This window comes from Streptomyces sp. NPDC088554 (assembly GCF_044752945.1).
Taxonomy (GTDB): Bacteria; Actinomycetota; Actinomycetes; order Streptomycetales; family Streptomycetaceae; genus Streptomyces.
Genome location: NZ_JBIVMF010000009.1, coordinates 1 through 20,469, shown reverse-complemented (window position 1 = coordinate 20,469; position 20,469 = coordinate 1). Strand labels below are relative to the sequence as shown.

Below are 20,469 nucleotides of genomic sequence, written 5' to 3'. Positions count from 1 at the left end.
CGCGACACCGCGACACCCCGAAGGGCGAGCACGCGACACCGCGACACCCCGAAGGGCGAGCACGCGACACCGCGACACCGCGAAGGGCGAGCACGCGTCCCCGCGTACCCGCCCTCCTGTCGGCTCACTTGATACGGACAACCTGCGGGTCGTGGTCGCTCGCCTGGTCGGCGAACTCCGCGTTGATGTGGACGACCTCGTAGCCGGGCTTCTTGACGGCCGGGCTGACCAGAATGTGGTCCAGGGTCTGCGAACTTCCGTCGTACACGTAGCTGTAGCGCTCGTTCTTCGGCAGGGTGCTGATCAGGTCCTTGAGGACCTTGCCCTTCCTGAGCACGTCCAGCGGCCTGGAGAACTGGTAGTCGTTCAGGTCACCGAGGACGACGACCTTGGCCTTGCTGTCCTTGGCGAGGAGTCCGGCGACGAAGGTGTGGACCTCCGCGGCCTGGGTGAGCCGCTGGGTCTCGGAGCCCAGGACCGGCGGCTGGAACACACCGTGGACCGGCTGGTCGCCGCCCTTGGAGTTGAAGTGGTTGCCGATGACGAAGACCTGCTCGCCGCGGAACCGGAACTCGCCGACGAGCGGCTTGCGGCTGTTCTTCCAGGCATCCGAGGTGGGGTTGATCCGGCCCGGGGACACGGACAGGGCGATGTCCTTGCCCTTCTTGCCGCTGGTGACGACCTGTGTCGCGGTGGTGGCGTCGCCGCCGGGACGGTCGACGAAGCCGACGCGCTCCGGGTTGAAGAGGAAGACGTTGCGGATGTTGCCGCCCGGCTCGCCGCCGTCCGCCTTGTCCTGCGGGTCGATCGCGCGCCAGTCGTAGGCGGGGCCGCCCTTCGCCTTGATGGCGGCGGTGAACCGGGCGAGGGTCCGGTCGGCGGAGACCGTGCCGTCGTCCTTGGCGCCGTTGTTGTCCTGGATCTCCTCCAGGCTCACCACGTCGGGCGCGGCGAGGTTGGTGACCACGCCCTCGGCCAGCCGGTCGAACTTGGCCTGCGCGTCGGTCGGGTCGAGGTTCTCGACGTTGTACGTGGCGATCGACAGTTCGTTGGACTTGGCCTTCTTCGCGACCTCGGGCTTGAGGCCGTTCGACGTGACCGTGCCCAGGGTGGTCGTCTGGAGGGAGTAGCCGCCGAAGTTGGAGTAGTCGAGGACCCCGGTGCTCGGTCCGGTCAGGATGTCGCCGACATCGGCCGCCGCCTTCTGGCCGGTCAGCGAGATCAGCTTGAGGCGGCCGGAGTTGGCGTCGGTGTACGAGGTGTAGACGGTGCCGCCGCGCGGGGTGGCGTTCTGCTTCGGCTTGGTGGTCACCCACGTCTCGCCGTACGTGTTGGAGGCGCCCACCACCCGGCTGTCGCCGATCTCGACGCGCATGCCCTCGCGGGACTCGTACCAGTCCAGCGCGTAGGTGTCCGGCTTGAGGGGCAGCGACTCGATCGTGGAGCCCGGCGCGGCCGTGGGCGCGTAGGCGTTGGGCACCGTCTTCGACCTGATGACCTCGGCGGCCGGGAGGGCGTTGCCGGAGGAGAGCACGGTGACCGTCGGTCCCGACAGCTCGGTCAGGGACTGCGATCCGGATGCCTGGCCGCCCGGGTAGTACTCGACGACCTTGGCCGAGACGAGGACGGAGTCACCGGCCTTGACCTGCGGGGTCGCCGAGCCGGTGAAGACGAAGACGGCCTCGCTGGTGGCGGGGTCGTTGTCCGGCCGAACGTCCTGGATCCAGAAGCCGCGCGTGCCGGTGGACCGGACGGCGGTGACCACACCGGGGACGTCGGTGACGGTCTTTCCGGCGTACGGGGAGAGCCGCGTGGCGCCCTGGATGTCGTGGATGCGCAGCTCACCGGGGGTGGTGTCGGTGGGCGACGGGGTCGGTACGGGCTCGCCGCCGCCCGTGCCCGTACCGGCGCTGTTGCGCGGGGTGGGCGCCTGTCCCGTGAGGTCCGCGGAGTTGTCGTCCGTGTCGGTGAGCGCGGCGGTCCGGCCGACGGAGTGGGTGTTGTCGGCACCGGTGGCGGGCGAGGTCTCGCGTACCGCCGCCGTACCGAATCCGACGAGGTCCTTGACGCTGCCGTCCGCCGCGCAGTCGGCGGCGGTGACGCAGGTCAGGGCGGTGGTGGAGTGGACGAGTGCGACGGTGCCGCTGCTCGCCGACAGGGCGAGGGTGCCGGTCGCGTCCGGGGTGGGCAGCGCGGTGTCACCGCCCGCGCCCTTGGCGCCCTGGATCAGATAGCTGCCGCCCGCGGGGACGGTGCCGCTCAGCGGGGTGACCGACCACTTGGTGGTCGAGGAGGGCGAGCCGCTCAGATACTGCACGGACCAGCCGGTCAGGTCGAAGGCCGCGCCGCCCGCGTTGCCCAGCTCGATGAAGTCGTGCGTCAGCGTGGCGCCGGAGTTGCCGCCGCCGCCGTACACCTCGGCGATCACGGCGTCCGGGGAGGGGAGCGCCTGGGCGGACGGCAGCGCGATGAGCGAACCGGCGATGGACACGGGGAGGGTGAGGGCGATGAGCCTGGCCCGCCTGCCGCGCAGGGCCGGAGGTATGGAAGAGGACACGGTAGCTCTCTCTGTCGCGTGTTCCGCCGCGTATTCCTGCGCACTTGATGTGGGGGCAGCCGCGCGGAAAGCGGAAAGTCGGCTCAAGATACGCGCGTAGACGGGATGTCAACAAGACCTGAACACCCCAAAGCGGGCGATGTTCCCCGACTGTTCTCGGAAATTAACGGAAATTAACCTGGCCGACGGCTGGAAGGGCCCGGGGACCGAACAAACACTGGGGCCTGTCCGGCACATGGCGCCGTCCGCCCCTCGGGGCGGGGCTCACTGCGTCCGGTGCGTGCGATCCGCCCCTCGGGGCGGGGCTCACGGCGTCCGGTGCGTGCGATCACAAGGCGGTGGGGGTACCCCCGGGACGGAGTCCGCGGGAGATCGCCCGCGGACTGGACGTACTCGGGCGGCTCCGACAACGCGGCGTGGGGGCACCTCCGGGGGTACCCCCGGACGGAGTCCGGGGGAGGTGGCCGGGGAAGTGCCCGCCAGGCGTCGCGGGCCAGGCGCTGTGTGTCGGACAGGCCCCACCCGGGCCCTGCTGTCAGCGTTCCCGCGCGGCGCGCTGCCGGCCGCCGATCGGCAGCACCAGCGGGGTGCCCGACACCGGGTCGGTGATGACGGCCGCCTCCAGGCCGAACACCTCGCGCAGGGTCTCCTCGGTCAGCACCTCCTCGGGCGACCCGGTCCTGACGATCCGGCCGTCCCGCATGGCGATCAGCCGCTTGGCGTAGCGGGCGGCGAGGTTGAGGTCGTGCAGCACCATCACGACCGTACGGCCGTGGTCGGTGTGCAGCCGCTCGACCAGGTCGAGGACGTCGACCTGGTGGGCGAGGTCCAGATAGGTCGTCGGCTCGTCCAGCAGCAGGAGTTCGGTCTGCTGGGCGAGCGCCATGGAGATCCAGACGCGCTGCCGCTGGCCGCCCGACAGCTCGTCGATCGTCCGGTCCGCGTGGTCCAGCATGTCGGTCATCCGCAGCGACTCCAGGACGACCGCCTCGTCGTCGGAGGACCACTGGCGGTACCAGGACTGGTGCGGATGGCGGCCCCTGGCCACCAGGTCGGCGACGGTCAGCCCGTCGGGGGCGGTGGGCGACTGCGGCAGGACGCCGATCGTCCTGGCCACCTCCTTCGTCGCCATTTTGCCGAGCGGCCGGCCGTCCAGCAGGACCTGGCCCGCCTGCGGGGTGAGCAGCCGGCCGAGCGCGCGCAGGAGCGTGGACTTGCCGCAGCCGTTGGGGCCGATGACGGCGGTGACCGTACGGTCGAGGACGTCCAGGTCGAGGCCGTCGACGACGGTCTTCGTCCCGTACGAGAGGCGCAGCCCGCGGGCGGTCAGCCGGGCGGATCCGGGGGTGGGGGCGGGCGGTTCGAGGGTCATGAGCGGGCCTTCCGGCGGCTGCGGATCAGCAGATACATGAGGTACGGCGCGCCGAGCACCGCCGTGAGGACGCCGACCGGCAGTTCGATGGAGCCGAAGGCGACCCGGGCGAGCAGGTCGGCCGTCACGGTCAGCAGCGCGCCCAGCACGGTGGAGGCGATCAGCGGCGGCTGGGCCACCCCGCACGCCCGCATCGCGATCTGCGGGGTGGCGAGGGCGACGAAGGCGATGGGGCCCGCCGCCGCCGTGGCGACGGCGGCGAGCGCGACGGCGGCCAGCAGGAGCAGCACGCGCGTGCGCTCCACCGGCAGGCCGAGGCCGCGCGCGCTGTCGTCGCCGAGGCCGAGCGCGGCGAGCCGGTGCGCGCCGAGCAGGGTGAGCGGGACGAGGAGGGCGAGGGCGATCCCGGTGGGTACGACCTGGGGCCAGTCCATGCCGCTGAGGCTGCCGGTGAGCCACTGCTGGGCGCGGCCCGCGTCGGTGACGTCGGCCAGGGTGAGCAGCCAGTAGGTGAGGTTGGCCAGGAGCGTCGACACGCCGATGCCGGCCAGCAGCAGCCGGTGGCCGCCCGTACCGCCGCCGCGGGTGCCGGGGGCGCGGGCCACCAGATACACGGCGAGGGCGGCGAGCAGCCCGCCGGCCAGGGACACGACCGGCACCCCGAGGTTGCCGAGCGTGCCGCTGATCTGGCCGCCGCGCGATCCGCCGAGGACGATCACCGAGACGGCGCCCACGGCCGCGCCCCAGGTGATACCCATGATGTCCGGGCTGGCCAGCGGGTTGCGGGAGACGGACTGGGTGAGCGCGCCGGAGAGCCCGAGCGCGGCGCCGACGAGCGCGCCGCCGAGGGCGCGTGGGGCGAGGAGGTCGATCAGGATGAAGTGCTGCACCCGGGTCCCGCCGTCCCGCAGGACGTCCAGGATGTCGGCGGTGCTGAGGGCGGGGTCACCGAGGGTCAGTCCGTACGCGGTCACCGCGACCAGCGCGACGAGCAGGACGGCGGTCACCGCGATCACCCGGCCGCGCAGGACCCAGGAGAACGGGCCGAGCCTGGCGGCGGGCCGGCCGAACGACGCGCGGTCACCCGCCGGTATGGGGAGGGAGGGAGAGGTGTCGGTCACAGCTGGGCCAGCTTCCGCCGCCGGATGAGGTACAGGAAGAACGGGCAGCCGATCACCGCGATGACGATGCCGACCTCCAGTTCGCCGGGCGGGGCCACGACCCGGCCGATGACATCGGCGACCAGGAGCAGCAGCGCGCCGAGCAGTCCGGAGTACGGCAGCAGCCAGCGGTGGTCGGGGCCGGTCAGGAAACGGGCGAACTGCGGCACGATCAGGCCGACGAAGCCGATCGGTCCGCAGGCCGCGACGGCCGCGCCGGTGAGGACGGTGATGGCCGCGATGCCGGTGGCGCGGGTGAGTCCGACGCGGATGCCCAGCGCGCGGGCGAGGTCGTCGCCGAGCGCGAGCGCGTTCAGCCCGGGGGCGTTGACCAGGGCGAGGACGACTCCGACGACGATGAACGGCAGGACCTGCCAGACGATGTCGGCGGGGCGTCCGGCCACCGAGCCGACCCGCCAGAACCGGTAGACGTCCAGGCTCTGCTGGTCGAGGAGGACCAGCGCGGAGACCAGGCCGCCGAGGAACGCGGACATCGCGGCCCCGGCGAGCACCAGGGTCAGCGGGGTGGGCCCGCCCTGGGAGAGCGTGCCGAGGGCGAAGACCACGACGCTGGCGACGAGCGCGCCCGCGAACGCGAACCAGACGTACCCGTACAGGCTGTCGAGCCGCAGGATGAAGACGCCGAGCACGACGGCGAGCGCCGCGCCCTGGGTGACGCCGAGCAGTCCGGGGTCGGCCAGCGGATTGCGGGTGTGGCCCTGGACGACCGCGCCCGCGACGCCGAGCGCCAGTCCGGCGAGGGCCGCGAGGGCGGTGCGTGGCGCGCGCAGGGAGCGCACGATGATGTCGTCGTCGGTGCCGGTGGGCGCGGTGAGCGCGTGCCAGACGGCCCCCGGGGTCAGCGGCTGGGAGCCGAGCAGCAGGCTCGCGGCCAGCGCCAGCGCCAGCGCGCCGAGCAGTACGGCGAGCCCGACGAGCCGCCGTCGCCGTGCCGGTGCGGTCCTCGACCGGGCGGCGGGCACGGGCCGTTCGGCCCGCGTAACGGATGTCACGCCGCTCCCCTTGATCTTGTCGGTGTACCCATTGGCCTGAAACGACCTCTTACTTTAGTGTTCACAGGAAAGTTAGGTAAGGCTATCCACTGCAAGGGAAGCGTCATGAACAGGGTGCACCGTACGTCCGGATCAACTCACCGAGCTGCGCGCGGACGTACGCTCTCGGCCGTCGCCCTGGTGACCGTCGCCTCCCTCGGGCTCGCCGCCTGCGGCGGGTCGAGCGACTCCGCCGACTCCGGCTCGGGCGCCACCAAGGCCGCCGACGGGGCCTACCCGGTCACCATCGACACCGCGATGGGCAAGGTGACGATAGACAAGCGCCCGGTGCGGGTCGCCGCCCTGGACACCAGCTACGTCGACGCGGCCATCGCGCTGAAGGCCGAGGTCGTGGCGTACCCGGCGTACCGCACCTACGGACAGCACGGGCTGCCGGACTACCTCGGCGCGGACGGCAAGACGTACAGCAAGGGCGCGGTGGACACCGGCGAGTTGATGACGCCGAACCTCGGCAAGCTCGCCGCGACCAAGCCCGACCTGATCGTCTCGGCGAAGGTCCGGCATGAGAAGTACTACAACCAGTTCGAGAAGATCGCGCCCACCGTCTTCAGCGAGACCACGGGCCCGACCTGGAAGCAGAACCTCCTGATGCTCGGCAAGGTCCTCGACAAGGAGACCCTCGCCAAGGAGCGCATCGCCACGTACGAGAAGCGCGCGAAGAAGATCGGCGAGGAGATCAAGGAGAAGAACAAGGGCACGATGCCCACCGTCTCCGTCGTCCGCTTCGCCGGGGAGCCCACGGTGCGGCTCTACACCGAGGCGTCCTTCCCGGGCCAGGTCATGGACGACATCGGCTTCGAACGGCCGAAGGGCCAGCCGACCACGAAGGACGGCATCAACGTGGACATCAGCCAGGAGCGGATCCGTTCGCTCGACGCCGACTATCTCTTCGTCTCCACGTTCGACGACCCGACCGGCGCGGCCCAGAAGGCGAGCAAGCAGTTCGAGACCAACCCTCTCTGGAAGAAGCTGACGGGTAAGCGCACGTCGGTCTCCGACCTCACCTGGTTCAGCTCAGTCAGCGTCCAGGGCGCCGAGACCATGCTCGACGACGTCGCCAAGACCTTCGGCGTCGACCCGGCCCGCGACTGACCGTCCGTCGGAAACCTGCGGAGGCCCGGCGGGGGCCTTCCGCGGGCCTTCCGCGGGCCTTCCGTGGGCCTTCCGCGAGTCTTCCGCGGGTGACGGGCTGCCGGGATGCCCTCCCGCGAGCCCCCACCCGCCCCCGCCGCACGCCGGGGTGGGCGGCCACGATCGTCCGCGGATACGTGGCCGTGCTGCTGGTGGGGACCGCCGCGCACATGACCGACCTGGTCCGCCCCGGTCTCCACCCCTACGGCCGGGCTCCCGGCCGGCTCAACCTCTCCTGGTCGTCCCTCGCGGTCCTCGACCCGCCGGCCGCGCCGCTGTTGATACGTGGCAGACACGGCGGGGTGGACCTGGCCTGCGCGATCGTGGTGACCGGTGTCGCCGCCACCGTGTACGCGGTGTACGGCATTCACCACAGCGGCACCCTCGCCGAGCCGGGGCTCCAACGGCTGACCGCCTTCGCGGTGTTCCTGCTCGTGACGGCGCCGGTCGTACGGGGGCGGCTCGTCCCGGGAGGCTTCGGGGTGGCCGGTAGAGTGGGCGGGCCGTCGTCGTGACCCGTACCGGTCGCCCGTACGGGGCCGGGTGACGGCCCCCGTCCGCAGGAGAGGCGCAGCCAGCCATGACCACCGTTCGCCGCTGTGCGGCGGCGTTCGCCGCGTCCGCCGTGCTCTGCGGGGCGTACGCTCCGGCAGCCGTGGCGGGCGGCGACGTACCCGCCCCCGCCCGGACCTCTCCCGCCCCCCCGCCCTCTCCCGCCCCGCCCGCCGGGCCCGTGGTGATCCCGCCGGGGCTGTACGGCGACCAGGACCCCACCCGTGACGGGGTCCGGCGTCAGGCGCTGGCGATGCTGGGGCAGTTGGTCGCCGGGGTGCGCCCCGCCGACGACGCGGTGCGCTGGCTCCAGGGACAGCAGTGCGCCGACGGCGCGTTCACCGCGTACCGCCCCGATCCCGCCGTGCCCTGCGACGGACGGACACCGGGCGATGTCGGCGTCACCGCCACGGCCGTCCAGACACTGTCCTCGCTCGGCGGTCAGGGCGTCGCCATGGGCGGCGCGATCGGCTGGCTGCGGACCGCGCAGAACGCGGACGGCGGCTGGGGCCGGGCGCCCGGCGCGCCGAGCGACGCGCGCTCCATCTCGCTGGTGATAGGCGCGCTGACCGCCGCCGGGGTGCGGCCCAGTTCGGTCCGTACGCACGACAACGCGCCCCACCCCGAGGGCCGTAACGCCTATGACGCGCTGGTGCGGCTCTCCGTCCCCTGCGGCGCGCCCTCGGGGGCCGACGCCGGGGCCTTCGCGGACCACCCCGACGGGTCGGGCCGGCTCACCGCCGACGACGGCGCCACGGCGGCCGCGGTCCTCGGCGGCACGGGCAAGCGGCTGGTCACCGGGCCGGTGGCGGCCGGGAGTACCGCACCCTCCTGCGTGGACTCCGGGCCCACGGCGACGGATCCCACCGCCGACCTCCCGCCGGAGCGGGCCGCCCGCAACGGCGCGGCCTATCTGGCCGTCTCCCTCGCGGCGACCGGCCACCTCGACCGGCCCCCGGCGCCCGGCGCCGAGAGCGCGCCCGATGTCGGGACCACCGCGCAGGCCGTGATCGCCCTGACCGCCACCGGGTACGGGGACCGGGCGGCCCGCGCCCTGGAGTGGCTGAAGCGGAACTCCGCCGCCTGGGCGCGGGAGAACGGGCCCGCCGCCTGGGCCCAGTTGATCCTGACCGCGCACGCGACGGGCACCGACCCCCGTGACTTCGGCGGCATCGACCTCGTACGGCGGCTGAACGCGACCGGCCCGCCGCCCAGGTCGATCGCCCCGCCGCCCGCACCCGCCGCACCGGGTACGACGGGTGCGGCGGCGGCCACGAGCCGCTACGCGGAGTGGCCGGGGCTCGGGTGGATCATCGGGAGCGGGCTGGCCGTCGGGGCCGGGACCGTCTTCCTGCTGAGGAACCGCAGGAAGACGCGGCCTCCCGGAGAGTCCGCCTGACTCTTCGACTCTTCCCGGAGAGTCCGCCTGGTCTCTTCCCGTCTCCCCGCAGAGTCCGTCCGGTCCCTTTCTCCCCCGGAGAGTCCGTCCGGTTCTTCCCGCCGCCCGGAGAGCCCCGCTGACTCTCAACTCTTCCCGGAGGGGACCTTCTCATCCTGCGGCGCCGTGCCCTGCGCCACCACTTTCGGTGCCCTAGGTGCCGCTGGTGCCACCGGTGCCGCTGGTGTCACCGGGCGCGGCAGCAGCCGCCTCGGGCCCGCCAGTACGTAGGTCAGGGCGAAGCCCGTGCCCACCACCACCGCGCCGCCGACCGCGTCGAGCACCCAGTGGTTGGCGGTGGCGACGATGGCGCAGACCGTGAAGAGGGGGTGGAGCAGCCCGAGGATCTTCATCCACATCCTGGGCGCGAGCACCACGATGACGATCCCGCACCAGAGCGACCAGCCGAAGTGCAGCGAGGGCATCGCCGCGTACTGGTTGGTGAGCGCGGTGAGCGCGCCGTAGTCGGGGTTGGTCAGGTCCTGGGGGCCGTGGACGGTGTCGATGAAGCCCAGGCCGGGCATGAGCCGGGGCGGCGCCAGCGGGTAGAACCAGAAGCCGATGAGCGCCAGCACCGTCGCGAAGCCCAGCGAGGAGCGGGCCCAGCGGTAGTCGGCGGGCCGTCGCACGTACAGCACGGCGAGGATCGTGAGCGGGATCATGAAGTGGAACGACGTGTAGTAGAAGTTGAAGAAGTCGGCGATCCACTTCGTGTCGACCGCCGCCTGGTTGGCCCATCGCTCGATGTCGATCCCGAGCGCCCGCTCGATGGAGTGGATCTGTCGGCCGTGCTCCTCGGCGGTCTCGCGACCGCCCGTCGCGGCCAGCCGGATGTGGGAGTAGAGCGCGTACCCGACCCTGATCGCCAGCAGTTCGAGCAGCAGGTTGGGCCGGGTGAGCAGCCGCTTCCAGAACGGCACCAGCGGCACCCGGCTCCAGCGCGACGGCGCCGCCTCGGCGTACTCGGTCGGGACCGGCTTGTCGAAGTACGGCGAGGTACGCAGCAGGAAGGGCACCGCGCAGGCCGCCGCCAGCGCCACGATCAGCGGGAGGTTCTCCCGCACCGGAGCCAGGAACTTCATGTTGGGCAGCAGCATCCTGCCCGGCAGCGTCATCACCAGGATCGCCACCGCGGGCCACACCAGCCGGTCCCTGGCCCGGGTGCCGACCCGGCCGACCAGCGCCGGCAGCAGCCACAGCAGCTGGTGCTGCCAGGCGGCCGGCGAGACCGCGACCGCGACGCAGCCGGTCAGTGCGACGGCGAGCAGCGGCTGCCCGTCGCGCGCGTACCGCACCGCCCGTCGCAGCCCGAGCCAGACCACGGCCGCGCCCAGCAGGACGGCGAGCGCGACCTCCGGCGGCCCGGTCAGCCCGAACCGCAGCAGCGCCCCGTGCAGGGACTGGTTGGCGAGGCTGTCCGCGCGCTCGCCGAGCCCCGCGCCCGCGACATGGTGCACCCAGTACGCCCAGGAGTCGCCCGGCATCACGGCCCAGGTCAGCGCGGTGAGCCCGGCGAAGGTCCCGGCCGAGGTGACAGCCGCCTTCCTGCGGCCGGTGAACCAGAGCAGCGGCGCGAAGAGCAGGACGGCGGGCTGGAGGGCCGCGCCGACGCCGATGAGGACGCCGGAGGCCCGTTCGCTCCGTACGGTGAGGCAGCCGAGCAGCACCAGCAGCACCGGGATGACGCTGGTCTGCCCGAGCGAGAAGCTGTTGCGTACCGGCAGCGAGAGCATCAGCAGGCTGATCGCGACGGGCGCGGCGAGCAGTCCGGTACGACGGGACACCCGGCCGGGCAGCGCCCGCGCGGCCACCAGCCCGAGGGCCACGACCAGCAGCAGGGTCCCCAGGGTCCACGCGATGCCGAGGCTCTGCTCGGCGGCCCGGGTGAGCGGCTTGAGCACGAGACCGACGAACGGCGTCCCGGTGAACTTCCCGGTGTCGTACAGCGACCCCGTCACATGGAGGACCCCGTTGGCCCCGGTCCAGGTCTCCAGGTCGGTGAGCCGTTCCCCCGGCGGCCGCCCCAGCACCGCCGCCGTCTGTCTGACCGCCAGCACCGCGGCGACCAGCCAGAGGACCGCCCGGACTCTGCCGAGCCCATCCCCCGCGGTACCCGCCGCCGCACCGCCGTGCCCGCTGTGCTCCGCATTCGCCACGCCGCGCCGACCCTCCGTCCACATACACCGTCTCTGAGGCATAGAGCCTCGCACTGCCCCGAAAGGGAGACCCAGGCAACCCCCTCTTCGCCTGACTGTCATCCCTGTTTTGGCTCAATGCCCTTGTGCCCGCCCTTGTCCGGCGGGCGCCGGGGTTACGTTGCGCACAGGAAACCGCCTCAGGCACTGTCTCAGACCTTCCTCAAGAAACTTCCCAGGAAAGCGGGAGCCCCCATGCCACAGCCCCAGGACCGGTGGAACGCCGTCGACCACTACCTCACCGACCGCCTCGCCCCCGCCGACGATGCGCTCACCGCCGCGCTCGCGGCCAGTGACGCGGCCGGTCTGCCCGCCATCAACGTCGCCCCGAACCAGGGCAAACTGCTCCAGTTGATCGCCCTGACGCAGGGCGCCCGCACCATTCTGGAGATCGGCACGCTCGGCGGCTACAGCACCATCTGGCTGGCCCGCGCGCTGCCCGCCGACGGCAGGCTGGTCTCCCTGGAGTACGACCCGGCCCACGCAGAGGTGGCCCGTACCAATCTCGCGCGCGCCGGGCTCGACCGGGTCGCCGAGGTCAGGACGGGGGCCGCGCTGGACTCGCTGCCGGTCCTGGCCGCCGAGGGCGCGGGCCCCTTCGACCTCGTGTTCGTCGACGCCGACAAACCGAACAACCCGCACTACCTGGAGTGGGCGCTGAAGCTCACCCGGCCGGGCAGCGTGATCATCGTCGACAATGTCGTACGCGCCGGCGCGGTCGCCGACCCGGACAGCACCGACCCGGCCGTCCTCGCCACCCGGAGCATGTTCGAGCTGATCGCGGCGGACCCCCGGCTGTCCGCGACCGCCGTACAGACCGTGGGCACCAAGGGGTACGACGGCTTCGCCCTCATCCGCGTCACCGCGTAACCCCCGGCGGGCTCTCAGAGCCGCTGGTGGTCCCCCGGCGGGCCGTCGGTGTCCGGGCACTCACCGTCCGAGCCGCACAGTTCGGCGTTGAGGTCGTGCACCAGCTGGACGAGGTCCGTCGGCCGGTCCGGGCCCCACCAGTCCCCCAGCAGCTCCGACAGCGACTCCTCGCGGGCCTTCGCCAGCGCCTCGGCCGACGCCGCCCCCGAGGCGGTGAGCGTCAGCTCCACCCCCGTCCGGTCGACGAGCCCGCGCTCCTCCAGTTGCCGGGACGCGTCCGTGATGGCCGTCAGCGGTACGGGCGTGGTCTCCGCCAGCATCGCGGGCTGTGCGGAGCCCTGGCGCCGGATCCGCAGCAGCAGCCAGCTGGACGCCGGAAGCAGGTCGTACCCCGCCTTCGCGGTGATCGTCCGGTAGATCCGGCGGCGGCCCTCGCGCGTGCCGAGCACCGACAGGGCGCGCGCCACCTCGTCGTGCGAGGAGCGCTCGACCGGGTTGGAGGCCAGGGTCTCGCTGATCTCCGGGGCGGTCACCGAGCCGCGCAGCTTGTCCTCCTTGAGGAACCACGCCACCACGAAACCCACCAGGACCAGCGGAACCCCGTACAGGAAGACATCGGTGATGGAGGTCGCGTACGCGTGCAGTACGGTCGCCCGCAGCGCGTCCGGCAGCCGGCCCAGCGACTGGGGGTCGGCGGACAGTTCGCCCGCGCTCGCGCCGGGTGGCAGCGTCCGGCCCGCGAGGGCGGCGTCGAGCTTGCCCCGGAGCAGATTGGTGAAGATCGTGCCGAAGACGGCGACCCCGAAGGACGCGCCGATCGAGCGGAAGAAGGTCGCCCCCGAGGTCGCGACGCCCAGGTCCCGGTAGCCGACCGCGTTCTGTACGACCAGCACCAGGACCTGCATGACCAGGCCGAGCCCCGCGCCGAAGACGAAGAAGTACACGCTCATCCGCCACGTACCGCTGAACTCCGTGAGCTGGTGGAGCAGCAGCAGCCCGATGGCCGTGACGCCCGTACCGAGGATGGGGAACGCCTTCCAGCGGCCGGTACGGCTGACGATCTGCCCGGACAGGGTGGAGGTGAGCAGCAGGCCGAGCACCATGGGCAGCAGATGGACGCCCGACATGGTCGGGGTCACGCCCTGGACGACCTGGAGGAAGGTCGGCAGATAGGTCATCGTGCCGAACATCGCGAACCCCACGATGAAGCTGATGACCGCGACCAGCGTGAAGGTCCGCAGCCGGAAGAGCCGCAGCGGCAGTACGGGCTCGGCGGCCCGCCGCTCGACCCGGACGAAGACCGCGAGCAGCACCAGCCCGAGGAGCGCCAGCCCGATGATCCCGGCGGAGTCCCAGGCCCAGGTGGTGCCGCCGAGCGAGGCGACCAGCACCAGACAGACGGCGACGGAGGCGATCAGAAAGGTGCCGAGGTAGTCGATGGTGTGCCGGGTCCGGTGCACCGGGATGTGCAGTACGGAGGCGATGACCAGCAGTGCGACCACACCGAGCGGCAGATTGATGTAGAAGACCCAGCGCCAGCTCAGATGCTGGGTGAAGAAGCCGCCGAGCAGCGGTCCGAGAACGCTCGTAGCGCCGAACACGGCTCCGAACAGGCCCTGGTACTTGCCGCGTTCGCGCGGTGCGACGAGATCGCCGACGATCGCCATCGAGAGCACGATCAGCCCGCCGCCGCCCAGCCCCTGGAGCGCGCGGAAACCGATGAGCTGGGCCATGTTCTGGGCGACGCCGCAGAGCGCGGAGCCGATCAGGAAGATGACGATGGCGGTCTGGAAGAGCCGCTTGCGGCCGTACTGGTCGCCGAGCTTGCCCCAGAGCGGGGTGGCGGCGGTCGAGGCCAGCAGATAGGCGGTGACCACCCAGGAGAGGTGCTCCAGTCCGCCGAGGTCGCTGACGATGGTCGGCAGGGCGGTGGAGACGATCGTCTGGTCGAGCGCGGCGAGCAGCATGCCCATCAGGAGCGCGCCGATCGCGACCAGGACCGTGCGCGGCTTCTGCCCCTCGCCGGGGGCGTCGCCCGCTTCCTGCTGATCCCTCTGATCCTGCTGGGGCACGGGATATCTCCTCGGGTCCTGTCCCACCGGATATCCATCCTGGCCGCTCTGTCCGGTTATGGCCTGTCGAGGCCGTTCCTGGTCCCCGCCGGGACCGGGAACCGGTGGACGCCCCGATGGGTCTCACCCCCGCGCCCTGCATAATCGGCGGCAGTTCAAGGGGAGGGGACCCACGTTGACCGGACAGCACTGTCCCGATTGCGGTACGCCGACGACCCCGGAGGCCACACCCGGCTGCGGCTGCGCGGCGCAGCGCGCCGTACGGGCGGCACAGGCCCAGGCCGCGTACGTCCAGCAGGCGCACGCCGCCGAGGCGCCGACCCAACTGCTGCCACCGGTCCCGGCAACCCCACCGACACCACCGGCTCCATCGACCTTGCCGGCCCTACCGGCCCTGTCGGCTCCGCCCGCCCCACCGGCCCCACCGGCCCTCCAGGCCCCGCCGATGCCACAGGCCCCGCCCGACCCGTCGGCCGAGCTGTCCGACGAGGAGGGCACCAACCCGCTGCGGCCCCGCCCGTACATACCGCTCCCCACCGAGGGCGACACCCCGCGCGGCGGCTTCCCGCCCTCGGGTCCGCTGCCGCCGCTCACCCCGGCGATGCTCTTCGCCCAGCCGCCCGGGGCGCCGCTCCACCCCGAGCCGCCCTCGCCGCATCGCGGGGCGCTCAAGGCCGTCGCGCTCTGCGGGCTGGCCGTGGCGATCGGGGTCGCGGCGCTCGCCGGAGGGGCGTTCTCGGAGAGCGACGGGAGGGCCCAGGCGTCCCCTCGCGAGACGAGCACCTGGCTGCCGGGCGCCGGGCGGGACATCCCGCATACGCGCGTCTCCGAGATGCCGCCGCCGTACGTCGGCCCCGCCGCACCCGGCGGTGAGGAGCCCCAGCAACTCCCCGCCGAGGTGGCGGCCCCGGCCGTACCGAAGACGTCGACGTCCCCCACCCCGAAGAGCGGGCCCAAGCCACCGTCCCCTCCCAAGCCGAAGCCCGAACCGAAGCCGACCAGGACCCCGGCGGCGGACGGGAAGACGCTGCGGCTCGGGGACTCCGGGCCCGAGGTCGTCGAGCTCCAGCAGCGGCTGGCCCAGCTCTGGCTGTTCAACGGAGCACCGAACGGGAAGTACGACGAGCGCCTCGCGGAGGCCGTACGCCTCTACCAGGGGTACCGCCGGATCGGCTCCGCCGACAAGGCGGGCGTCTACGGACCCGCCACCCGGCGCGCTCTGGAGGCGGAGACGCGGGAGCCGGGCGAGCCGGGCCAGTTCCCGGGCCCGCCGCCCGGGGGCCCCGGGCAGTTCCCCACCTACGGGCCGGGGCCGGGGCCGGGATACGGAGCGGGGGCGCCGGGATACGGGTACGCGTTCTGACGGCGACGCGACGTGCCGGTGCGTCAATTTGTATAATGCAGTAACAAAGTGGCCCCGCACGCTCACCCTGACCAGGGTGCGGGGCCACTTCGTGCCTCCGTACGCCCGCACCTCCCGTAACCCCTCACCCGATCGCGTGCTCGGTGAACCGGCCGCAGGAGCGGAACCCCAGCTTCCGGTAGACCGGTTCGCCCTCCGCCGAGGCTTGGAGGACCGCCGTCCGGTATCCCCGGCCACGGGCGGTGTCCAGTGCGGCGAGTGTGATGGCCCCTCCGTAGCCGCGTCGGCGGTGGGCGGCCAGAGTGCAGACGTTGTAGATCCCGGCGACCTCCGCGTGGAAGAAGACCTCGGCCGAGCAGACCGGGCGCCCCTCCGCGTAGCCGACCAGATAGCGCGCCGGGCTGTCGACGGCGAGCGCCCGGGGCGCGGCCCGCTCGAAGAACCGGCGGACGGAGGCGGCGGGCGGCTGCCAGTTGGCGGCGAGGACCGTGGCGAAGTCGGCGAGCCGCTCCGGGGTCGCGACCGGCCGGATCTCCAGCCCGTCGGCGGACGGCTCCCCTTCGGCGTACGGCTGCCCGTCCACGTACGGCCCCCACGCGCCCTCGTACGGCCGGGTGTCGCCGTACGGCCGGATGTCGTACGGCGGCCCCTCGCCCAGCAACGCGAACATCGCCGTCTCCCGCCCGGCCACCGGCAGCCCCGCCGCGATCAGCCGGGCGGAGAGGTCGGCGGGGGCCGAGGCGGGCCCCACCCACCAGGAGAACGGGCGTCCGGTGGCGCGCAGTCCGCGTACCGTCTCCGCGATCCGGGCGTCGGCGGTGTCCGGCGGGAAGCGGGCCGCCGCGACGATATTGAAGGTGTCGTCGGCCAGCCCGCTGTCGGCGACCGTCAGACCGGCGGCCTCCGTGACCCGCGCCCCGGTCAGCCGCCGGTGGAGATGGCAGGCGTGCTCCGCGAGGTTCCGCTCCATCCGGGCGGGCAGGTCGCCTTCGTCATCCATGTGCACGGGCGCTCCAGCTCTGTCGTACCTCTGTCGGACCAGTCGTGGTGAGGGGATTCGATCATGACCGGGCGCTCCGGGTCCCGTGGTTTTCCGGCAGTCCACCGGGTCTCCCGGCAGCCCACCGGGCTCTCCGGGGGGCGCACCGGGCTCTCCGGGGGGCGCGCCGGATCACTCGTCCCGGTGCAGCCGCCCCCGCGTCACCAGTTCGAGCACCACGGTCACCGCCACCGCCTGTACGGCCATCAGCGCCACCAGGACGAACAGTTGCACCGCCCCCGCCAGCACCGGTGAGGCGCCGCCCAGCAGCATTCCCACGAACGCCCCCGGCAGCGTGACCAGCCCCACCGTCCTGGTCTGGTCGAGCCCCGGCAGCAGCGCGTCCGAGGCGGCGGTGCGCGACACCTCCATCCGGGCGTCGCGTTCCAGCAGCCCGAGCGCGAGCCCCGCCTCGACCTCGCCCCGGCGCGCGTGCAGTTCGTCGAGGGCACGCCGGCCGCTCAGTACGGTCGCGGTGAGCGCGCCGCCGATGAGGATGCCGGCGATCGGGATGATCGCGATGCCCTTGGTGGGGACGACCCCGGTGAGCAGGACGACCGCCATCACGGGCGCCACCCCGGCCGCGATCGGCGCGGCGGCCCACCACCAGCTCCCGTTCGGGGTGATACGGCGCCCTGCGGTGCGTACGGCGACCGCGTACATCAGCGCGATGAAGCCGAGCAGCGGCGGTACGGAGCCGACGACCCAGCCGATGATCAGGGAGACCGCGCCGAGCTGGGCCGCCGCCCGTACCCCCGCGATGCCCATCTCGCGCCCCCGCCCGAGCCGGGCGAGCGCGGCGACGGTCACCGCCACGATCAGCAGCAGACCGAGCACAACCCCGAACGTGATGTCGACCCGCATCAGCACCGTTCCACAGTAGGCCGTGCCCGTCGCGCCCCCGCGCACAGAGCCGCGCCTGGGCGCGCCCCACCGCGCCGAATCGACCAAATCCTCCCGGGTGCACACCAATTACCCACCTGTCGGATCATTCGGTCGCCCCCACCTCTTGATCTGACGTGGACATGTCGCCACGCTGTTACCTGGCGCCCACCTCCCGGAAACCCACCGCCGCGACGATGGCGCCGGGCCACGGGCTCCGTCCCCACCGGAGCACAACCCTCCGCCGCCACATCAGGTTCCCCCCATCCCCAGGGAGTTCACATGTCCGCCGTCTACGCGCGTCGTATGCCACGCATCGCCCTGCTCGCCGCCACCGCCGCCCTCGCCTTCGCCGGCAGCCTGGTCACCGCCCCCGCCGCCCAGGCCGCCATGCCGACCCCGGTCAGCGCGGCCACCGCCCGTACCTACCTCGGCGAACTCACGGTGGCGGCGGTCGGTTCGTCCTCCGGTTACAGCCGCGACATGTTCCCGCACTGGATCACCCAGTCGGGCACCTGCAACACCCGCGAGGTCGTACTCAAGCGCGACGGCACGAACGTCGTCCAGGACTCCGCCTGCGCCGCCACCAGCGGCAGCTGGTTCTCCGTCTACGACGGCGCCACCTGGACCGCCGCGTCCGACGTGGACATCGACCACATGGTGCCGCTCTCCGAGGCGTGGAAGTCGGGCGCCAACACCTGGACCACCGCGCAGCGCCAGGCGTTCGCCAACGACCTGACCCGCCCCCAGCTGATCGCCGTCACGGACAACGTCAACCAGGCCAAGGGCGACAAGGACCCGGCCAACTGGATGCCACCGCTCACCTCGTACGCGTGCACCTACGTCCGTGCCTGGGTCGAGGTGAAGCACTACTACAACCTCAGCGTCGACTCCGCCGAGAAGACCGCGCTCACCAACACCCTCAGCGGCTGCTGAACCGTTCAGGCGCGGCCTGACCAGGCGGGCACCGGCGAACTCGCCCTCGCCCGTCAGGCCGCGCCCCGCGTCGTGGCCGCCCTCGTCCGGCTTCGCCACTGACCACGGTCGTCACTTCACGACGACCCTGCCCTTCATCATCGAGATGTGACCGGGGAAGGTGCAGAAGAACGAGTAGTCCCCACCGGCTTCGAGCGCCGAGGTGTCGAACGCGACCTCGTCCTCCCGCTCAGGGGCCCCGATCATCTTGGTGTAGGCGATGATCCGCACGTCATCGGTCTTGAGATAGTCCTTGTCGAGCCCCTGGCTCATGCCCTCGGTGGCGATGGCCTGCATATCGGCGGTCCTGGCGATGACCAGGTTGTGGCCCATCACGTTCTTCGGGAGGTTGCCCGAGTGGGTGAGCTTGATCGTGAACTCGCGACAGCTCTTGTCGATCGTGAACTCTTTGGTGTTGTAGCTCATCTGGTCGGTGGAATCGACGGTTGCCGAGCACTCGGCCATGGTTCTTCTCCTTCGGGGTGTCTTCGCAGCGGACACACTGGTCAACAGGTCGGCCGAGCAAAGGGACACGCCCTACCCTCCTTCCATGAACGAGCCCTTCGTGAACGCCGATTCGGACCATCCGGCGTGCGGATTCGGACCATCCGGCGTGCGGATTCGGACCATCCGGCGTGCGGCATCTGTCCATCAAAGCGGCTTCCACGGTCCGATTTCCTGATCTACGACCGCCCGAACCGGGAATGCCCTTTCAACCCGGAGGACGGATACCGATACGCGCCGGATGGAACACCCGTGTGCGTGCACCCTCACAAGCTGGGCCTTGAGCCGGACCGGATCGCGCCGCCCCCGGATCTACTCGATCCAGGGGCGGCGGACCCCTCTCCAACGTCCAAGCGGCCGAGAAGACGGCTGCTTTCCTTCCTCGGTCGGTAACGCCGATTCCGGCATACACCTGGTCGAGCACCTCCCGGCGCCGCTCGGTCTCGGCGGCGCCGCAGCTGACTCCTGCCTCGCCCCTCGGCAAGACCGTGTCCCAGAGTCTCCGTCCGAGACCGCAGGTGATCACTCGATGGGAGAACTCGATGGGAGAATCCGGTCCGTGACGATCGGATCCGGGGACTTTGAACTGACCATGGACGAATTGCGCGTCGTCGCACACTACGTTCTGGAGAGCGCTGAGGAAGTTCTTCCTGTGTTCGAGGACACCAACCCCGGCGATCCTCGACCTCGTGCAGCCATCAACGCCGCACGGGAGTTCGCGAACGGCGCCAAGAGGACCAAACTTCAGCGCATCACCTCCTTGGACGCCCACCGGGCGGCAAAGGAAGCGACCACGGAGGCCGCACGGCTCGCTGCGCGCGCTGCGGGAGATGCCGCCTCTGCGGCCTACCTCCATCCGATCGCGAAAGCCACCCAAGTCGGTCACATCCTGAGAGCCGCCGCAAGCGCCGCGCGCGTTGGAGAATTGAACGCGAACGATGATTTCGCCGTCGGGCTCCGGCTGATCGAGGAGGCTCGACAACGCGCCACACCCGTCCTGATCGATGTTTTGAACAGATACCCGTCGGCGCCGACCGGCAAGAGCCGTGCCGCACAGCTCATGACCATCCTGGACGCGTCTCTGCGCATGCCCCGCCAAGTTGAGGGTCAGCTACGACACCGCGACTAACCCTCGTCGACAACCGCGGCCGTTCCGCACGCGCCGGCGAGGGGATTTTCGGGGTGGTTGTTACGCGCCCGCGCCGACGAGGTCGCCTGGTTCGGCCAGGTCCCGCAGTGCCTCGTGGAACGCGTCTTCCATCACGTTCACGAACTGGTGACCCCGC

General features: G+C 71.9%; 16 protein-coding genes. 7 read left to right on the top strand and 9 right to left on the bottom strand.

What is annotated here, in order from left to right; all coding sequences use genetic code 11:
- Positions 1-124 precede the first annotated feature (124 nt).
- The 4 genes from ACIP8W_RS12815 to ACIP8W_RS12800 form a co-directional block, all read right to left on the bottom strand.
- On the bottom strand, positions 125-2,533 hold the full coding sequence (locus ACIP8W_RS12815; RefSeq protein ID WP_402203051.1) for an endonuclease/exonuclease/phosphatase family protein: 2,409 nt from the start codon (positions 2,531-2,533) through the stop codon (positions 125-127).
- Positions 2,534-3,092: 559 nt separating this feature from the next.
- Positions 3,093-3,929: an ABC transporter ATP-binding protein gene (locus tag ACIP8W_RS12810; RefSeq protein ID WP_401954519.1), complete on the bottom strand. Its 837-nt coding sequence runs from the start codon at positions 3,927-3,929 to the stop codon at positions 3,093-3,095.
- Positions 3,926-5,050, bottom strand: coding sequence for a FecCD family ABC transporter permease (locus ACIP8W_RS12805; RefSeq protein WP_401954522.1), 1,125 nt, complete (start codon positions 5,048-5,050; stop codon positions 3,926-3,928). The genes ACIP8W_RS12810 and ACIP8W_RS12805 overlap by 4 nt, the downstream gene beginning before the upstream one ends.
- Entirely contained in the window at positions 5,047-6,102 is a 1,056-nt protein-coding gene (locus ACIP8W_RS12800) for a FecCD family ABC transporter permease (RefSeq protein WP_401954524.1), read from the bottom strand. The genes ACIP8W_RS12805 and ACIP8W_RS12800 overlap by 4 nt, the downstream gene beginning before the upstream one ends.
- Before the next feature lie 105 nt (positions 6,103-6,207).
- On the opposite strand from ACIP8W_RS12800, the gene ACIP8W_RS12795 reads away from it, so the two are divergent.
- The 3 genes from ACIP8W_RS12795 (at position 6,208) to ACIP8W_RS12785 (ending at position 9,244) form a co-directional block, all read left to right on the top strand.
- Positions 6,208-7,254 (top strand): ABC transporter substrate-binding protein, encoded by a 1,047-nt coding sequence (locus tag ACIP8W_RS12795; protein ID WP_401954526.1) that lies wholly within the window; start codon positions 6,208-6,210, stop codon positions 7,252-7,254.
- 176 nt (positions 7,255-7,430) lie between these two features.
- Positions 7,431-7,808 carry a hypothetical protein gene (locus tag ACIP8W_RS12790; protein WP_402202921.1) on the top strand — a complete coding sequence of 126 codons (378 nt, stop codon included), beginning with the start codon at positions 7,431-7,433 and terminating at the stop codon, positions 7,806-7,808.
- A gap of 65 nt (positions 7,809-7,873) precedes the next feature.
- Positions 7,874-9,244 (top strand): prenyltransferase/squalene oxidase repeat-containing protein, encoded by a 1,371-nt coding sequence (locus ACIP8W_RS12785; protein WP_401954531.1) that lies wholly within the window; start codon positions 7,874-7,876, stop codon positions 9,242-9,244.
- Positions 9,245-9,369: 125 nt separating this feature from the next.
- Here the strand turns inward: ACIP8W_RS12785 and ACIP8W_RS12780 are convergent, their stop codons facing one another.
- Positions 9,370-11,463: a bifunctional glycosyltransferase 87/phosphatase PAP2 family protein gene (locus ACIP8W_RS12780; RefSeq protein WP_401954534.1), complete on the bottom strand. Its 2,094-nt coding sequence runs from the start codon at positions 11,461-11,463 to the stop codon at positions 9,370-9,372.
- Positions 11,464-11,673: 210 nt separating this feature from the next.
- On the opposite strand from ACIP8W_RS12780, the gene ACIP8W_RS12775 reads away from it, so the two are divergent.
- Positions 11,674-12,348, top strand: coding sequence for an O-methyltransferase (locus ACIP8W_RS12775; RefSeq protein ID WP_402202919.1), 675 nt, complete (start codon positions 11,674-11,676; stop codon positions 12,346-12,348).
- 14 nt (positions 12,349-12,362) lie between these two features.
- Here ACIP8W_RS12775 and ACIP8W_RS12770 read toward each other — a convergent pair whose 3' ends face one another.
- On the bottom strand, positions 12,363-14,420 hold the full coding sequence (locus ACIP8W_RS12770) for a DHA2 family efflux MFS transporter permease subunit (protein ID WP_402202917.1): 2,058 nt from the start codon (positions 14,418-14,420) through the stop codon (positions 12,363-12,365).
- Positions 14,421-14,595: 175 nt separating this feature from the next.
- On the opposite strand from ACIP8W_RS12770, the gene ACIP8W_RS12765 reads away from it, so the two are divergent.
- Positions 14,596-15,783, top strand: a complete 1,188-nt coding sequence (locus ACIP8W_RS12765) for a peptidoglycan-binding protein (RefSeq protein WP_402202915.1) — start codon at positions 14,596-14,598, stop codon at positions 15,781-15,783.
- A gap of 124 nt (positions 15,784-15,907) precedes the next feature.
- Here the strand turns inward: ACIP8W_RS12765 and ACIP8W_RS12760 are convergent, their stop codons facing one another.
- Positions 15,908-16,753 (bottom strand): GNAT family N-acetyltransferase, encoded by an 846-nt coding sequence (locus ACIP8W_RS12760; protein WP_401954612.1) that lies wholly within the window; start codon positions 16,751-16,753, stop codon positions 15,908-15,910.
- A gap of 201 nt (positions 16,754-16,954) precedes the next feature.
- Positions 16,955-17,686, bottom strand: coding sequence for an ABC transporter permease (locus ACIP8W_RS12755; RefSeq protein ID WP_401954545.1), 732 nt, complete (start codon positions 17,684-17,686; stop codon positions 16,955-16,957).
- Positions 17,687-17,986: 300 nt separating this feature from the next.
- On the opposite strand from ACIP8W_RS12755, the gene ACIP8W_RS12750 reads away from it, so the two are divergent.
- Positions 17,987-18,640 carry an HNH endonuclease family protein gene (locus ACIP8W_RS12750; RefSeq protein ID WP_401954548.1) on the top strand — a complete coding sequence of 218 codons (654 nt, stop codon included), beginning with the start codon at positions 17,987-17,989 and terminating at the stop codon, positions 18,638-18,640.
- A gap of 111 nt (positions 18,641-18,751) precedes the next feature.
- Here ACIP8W_RS12750 and azu read toward each other — a convergent pair whose 3' ends face one another.
- Positions 18,752-19,144 carry an azurin gene (azu, locus tag ACIP8W_RS12745; protein ID WP_401954551.1) on the bottom strand — a complete coding sequence of 131 codons (393 nt, stop codon included), beginning with the start codon at positions 19,142-19,144 and terminating at the stop codon, positions 18,752-18,754.
- A 598-nt stretch (positions 19,145-19,742) separates the two neighbouring features.
- Between azu and ACIP8W_RS12740 the strand changes: the two genes are divergently transcribed.
- On the top strand, positions 19,743-20,312 hold the full coding sequence (locus ACIP8W_RS12740; protein ID WP_401954554.1) for a putative immunity protein: 570 nt from the start codon (positions 19,743-19,745) through the stop codon (positions 20,310-20,312).
- Positions 20,313-20,469 lie beyond the last annotated feature (157 nt).

Bases quoted from the DNA above. Each gene is read 5' to 3' on its own strand.
- ACIP8W_RS12775 (WP_402202919.1), top strand. From the start codon at position 11,674: ATGCCACAGCCCCAGGACCGGTGGAACGCCGTCGACCACTACCTCACC.
- ACIP8W_RS12760 (WP_401954612.1), bottom strand. From the start codon at position 16,753: ATGGAGCGGAACCTCGCGGAGCACGCCTGCCATCTCCACCGGCGGCTG.
- ACIP8W_RS12795 (WP_401954526.1), top strand. From the start codon at position 6,208: ATGAACAGGGTGCACCGTACGTCCGGATCAACTCACCGAGCTGCGCGC.
- azu (WP_401954551.1), bottom strand. From the start codon at position 19,144: ATGGCCGAGTGCTCGGCAACCGTCGATTCCACCGACCAGATGAGCTAC.
- ACIP8W_RS12750 (WP_401954548.1), top strand. From the start codon at position 17,987: ATGTCCGCCGTCTACGCGCGTCGTATGCCACGCATCGCCCTGCTCGCC.
- ACIP8W_RS12755 (WP_401954545.1), bottom strand. From the start codon at position 17,686: ATGCGGGTCGACATCACGTTCGGGGTTGTGCTCGGTCTGCTGCTGATC.
- ACIP8W_RS12785 (WP_401954531.1), top strand. From the start codon at position 7,874: ATGACCACCGTTCGCCGCTGTGCGGCGGCGTTCGCCGCGTCCGCCGTG.
- ACIP8W_RS12810 (WP_401954519.1), bottom strand. From the start codon at position 3,929: ATGACCCTCGAACCGCCCGCCCCCACCCCCGGATCCGCCCGGCTGACC.
- ACIP8W_RS12780 (WP_401954534.1), bottom strand. From the start codon at position 11,463: ATGTGGACGGAGGGTCGGCGCGGCGTGGCGAATGCGGAGCACAGCGGG.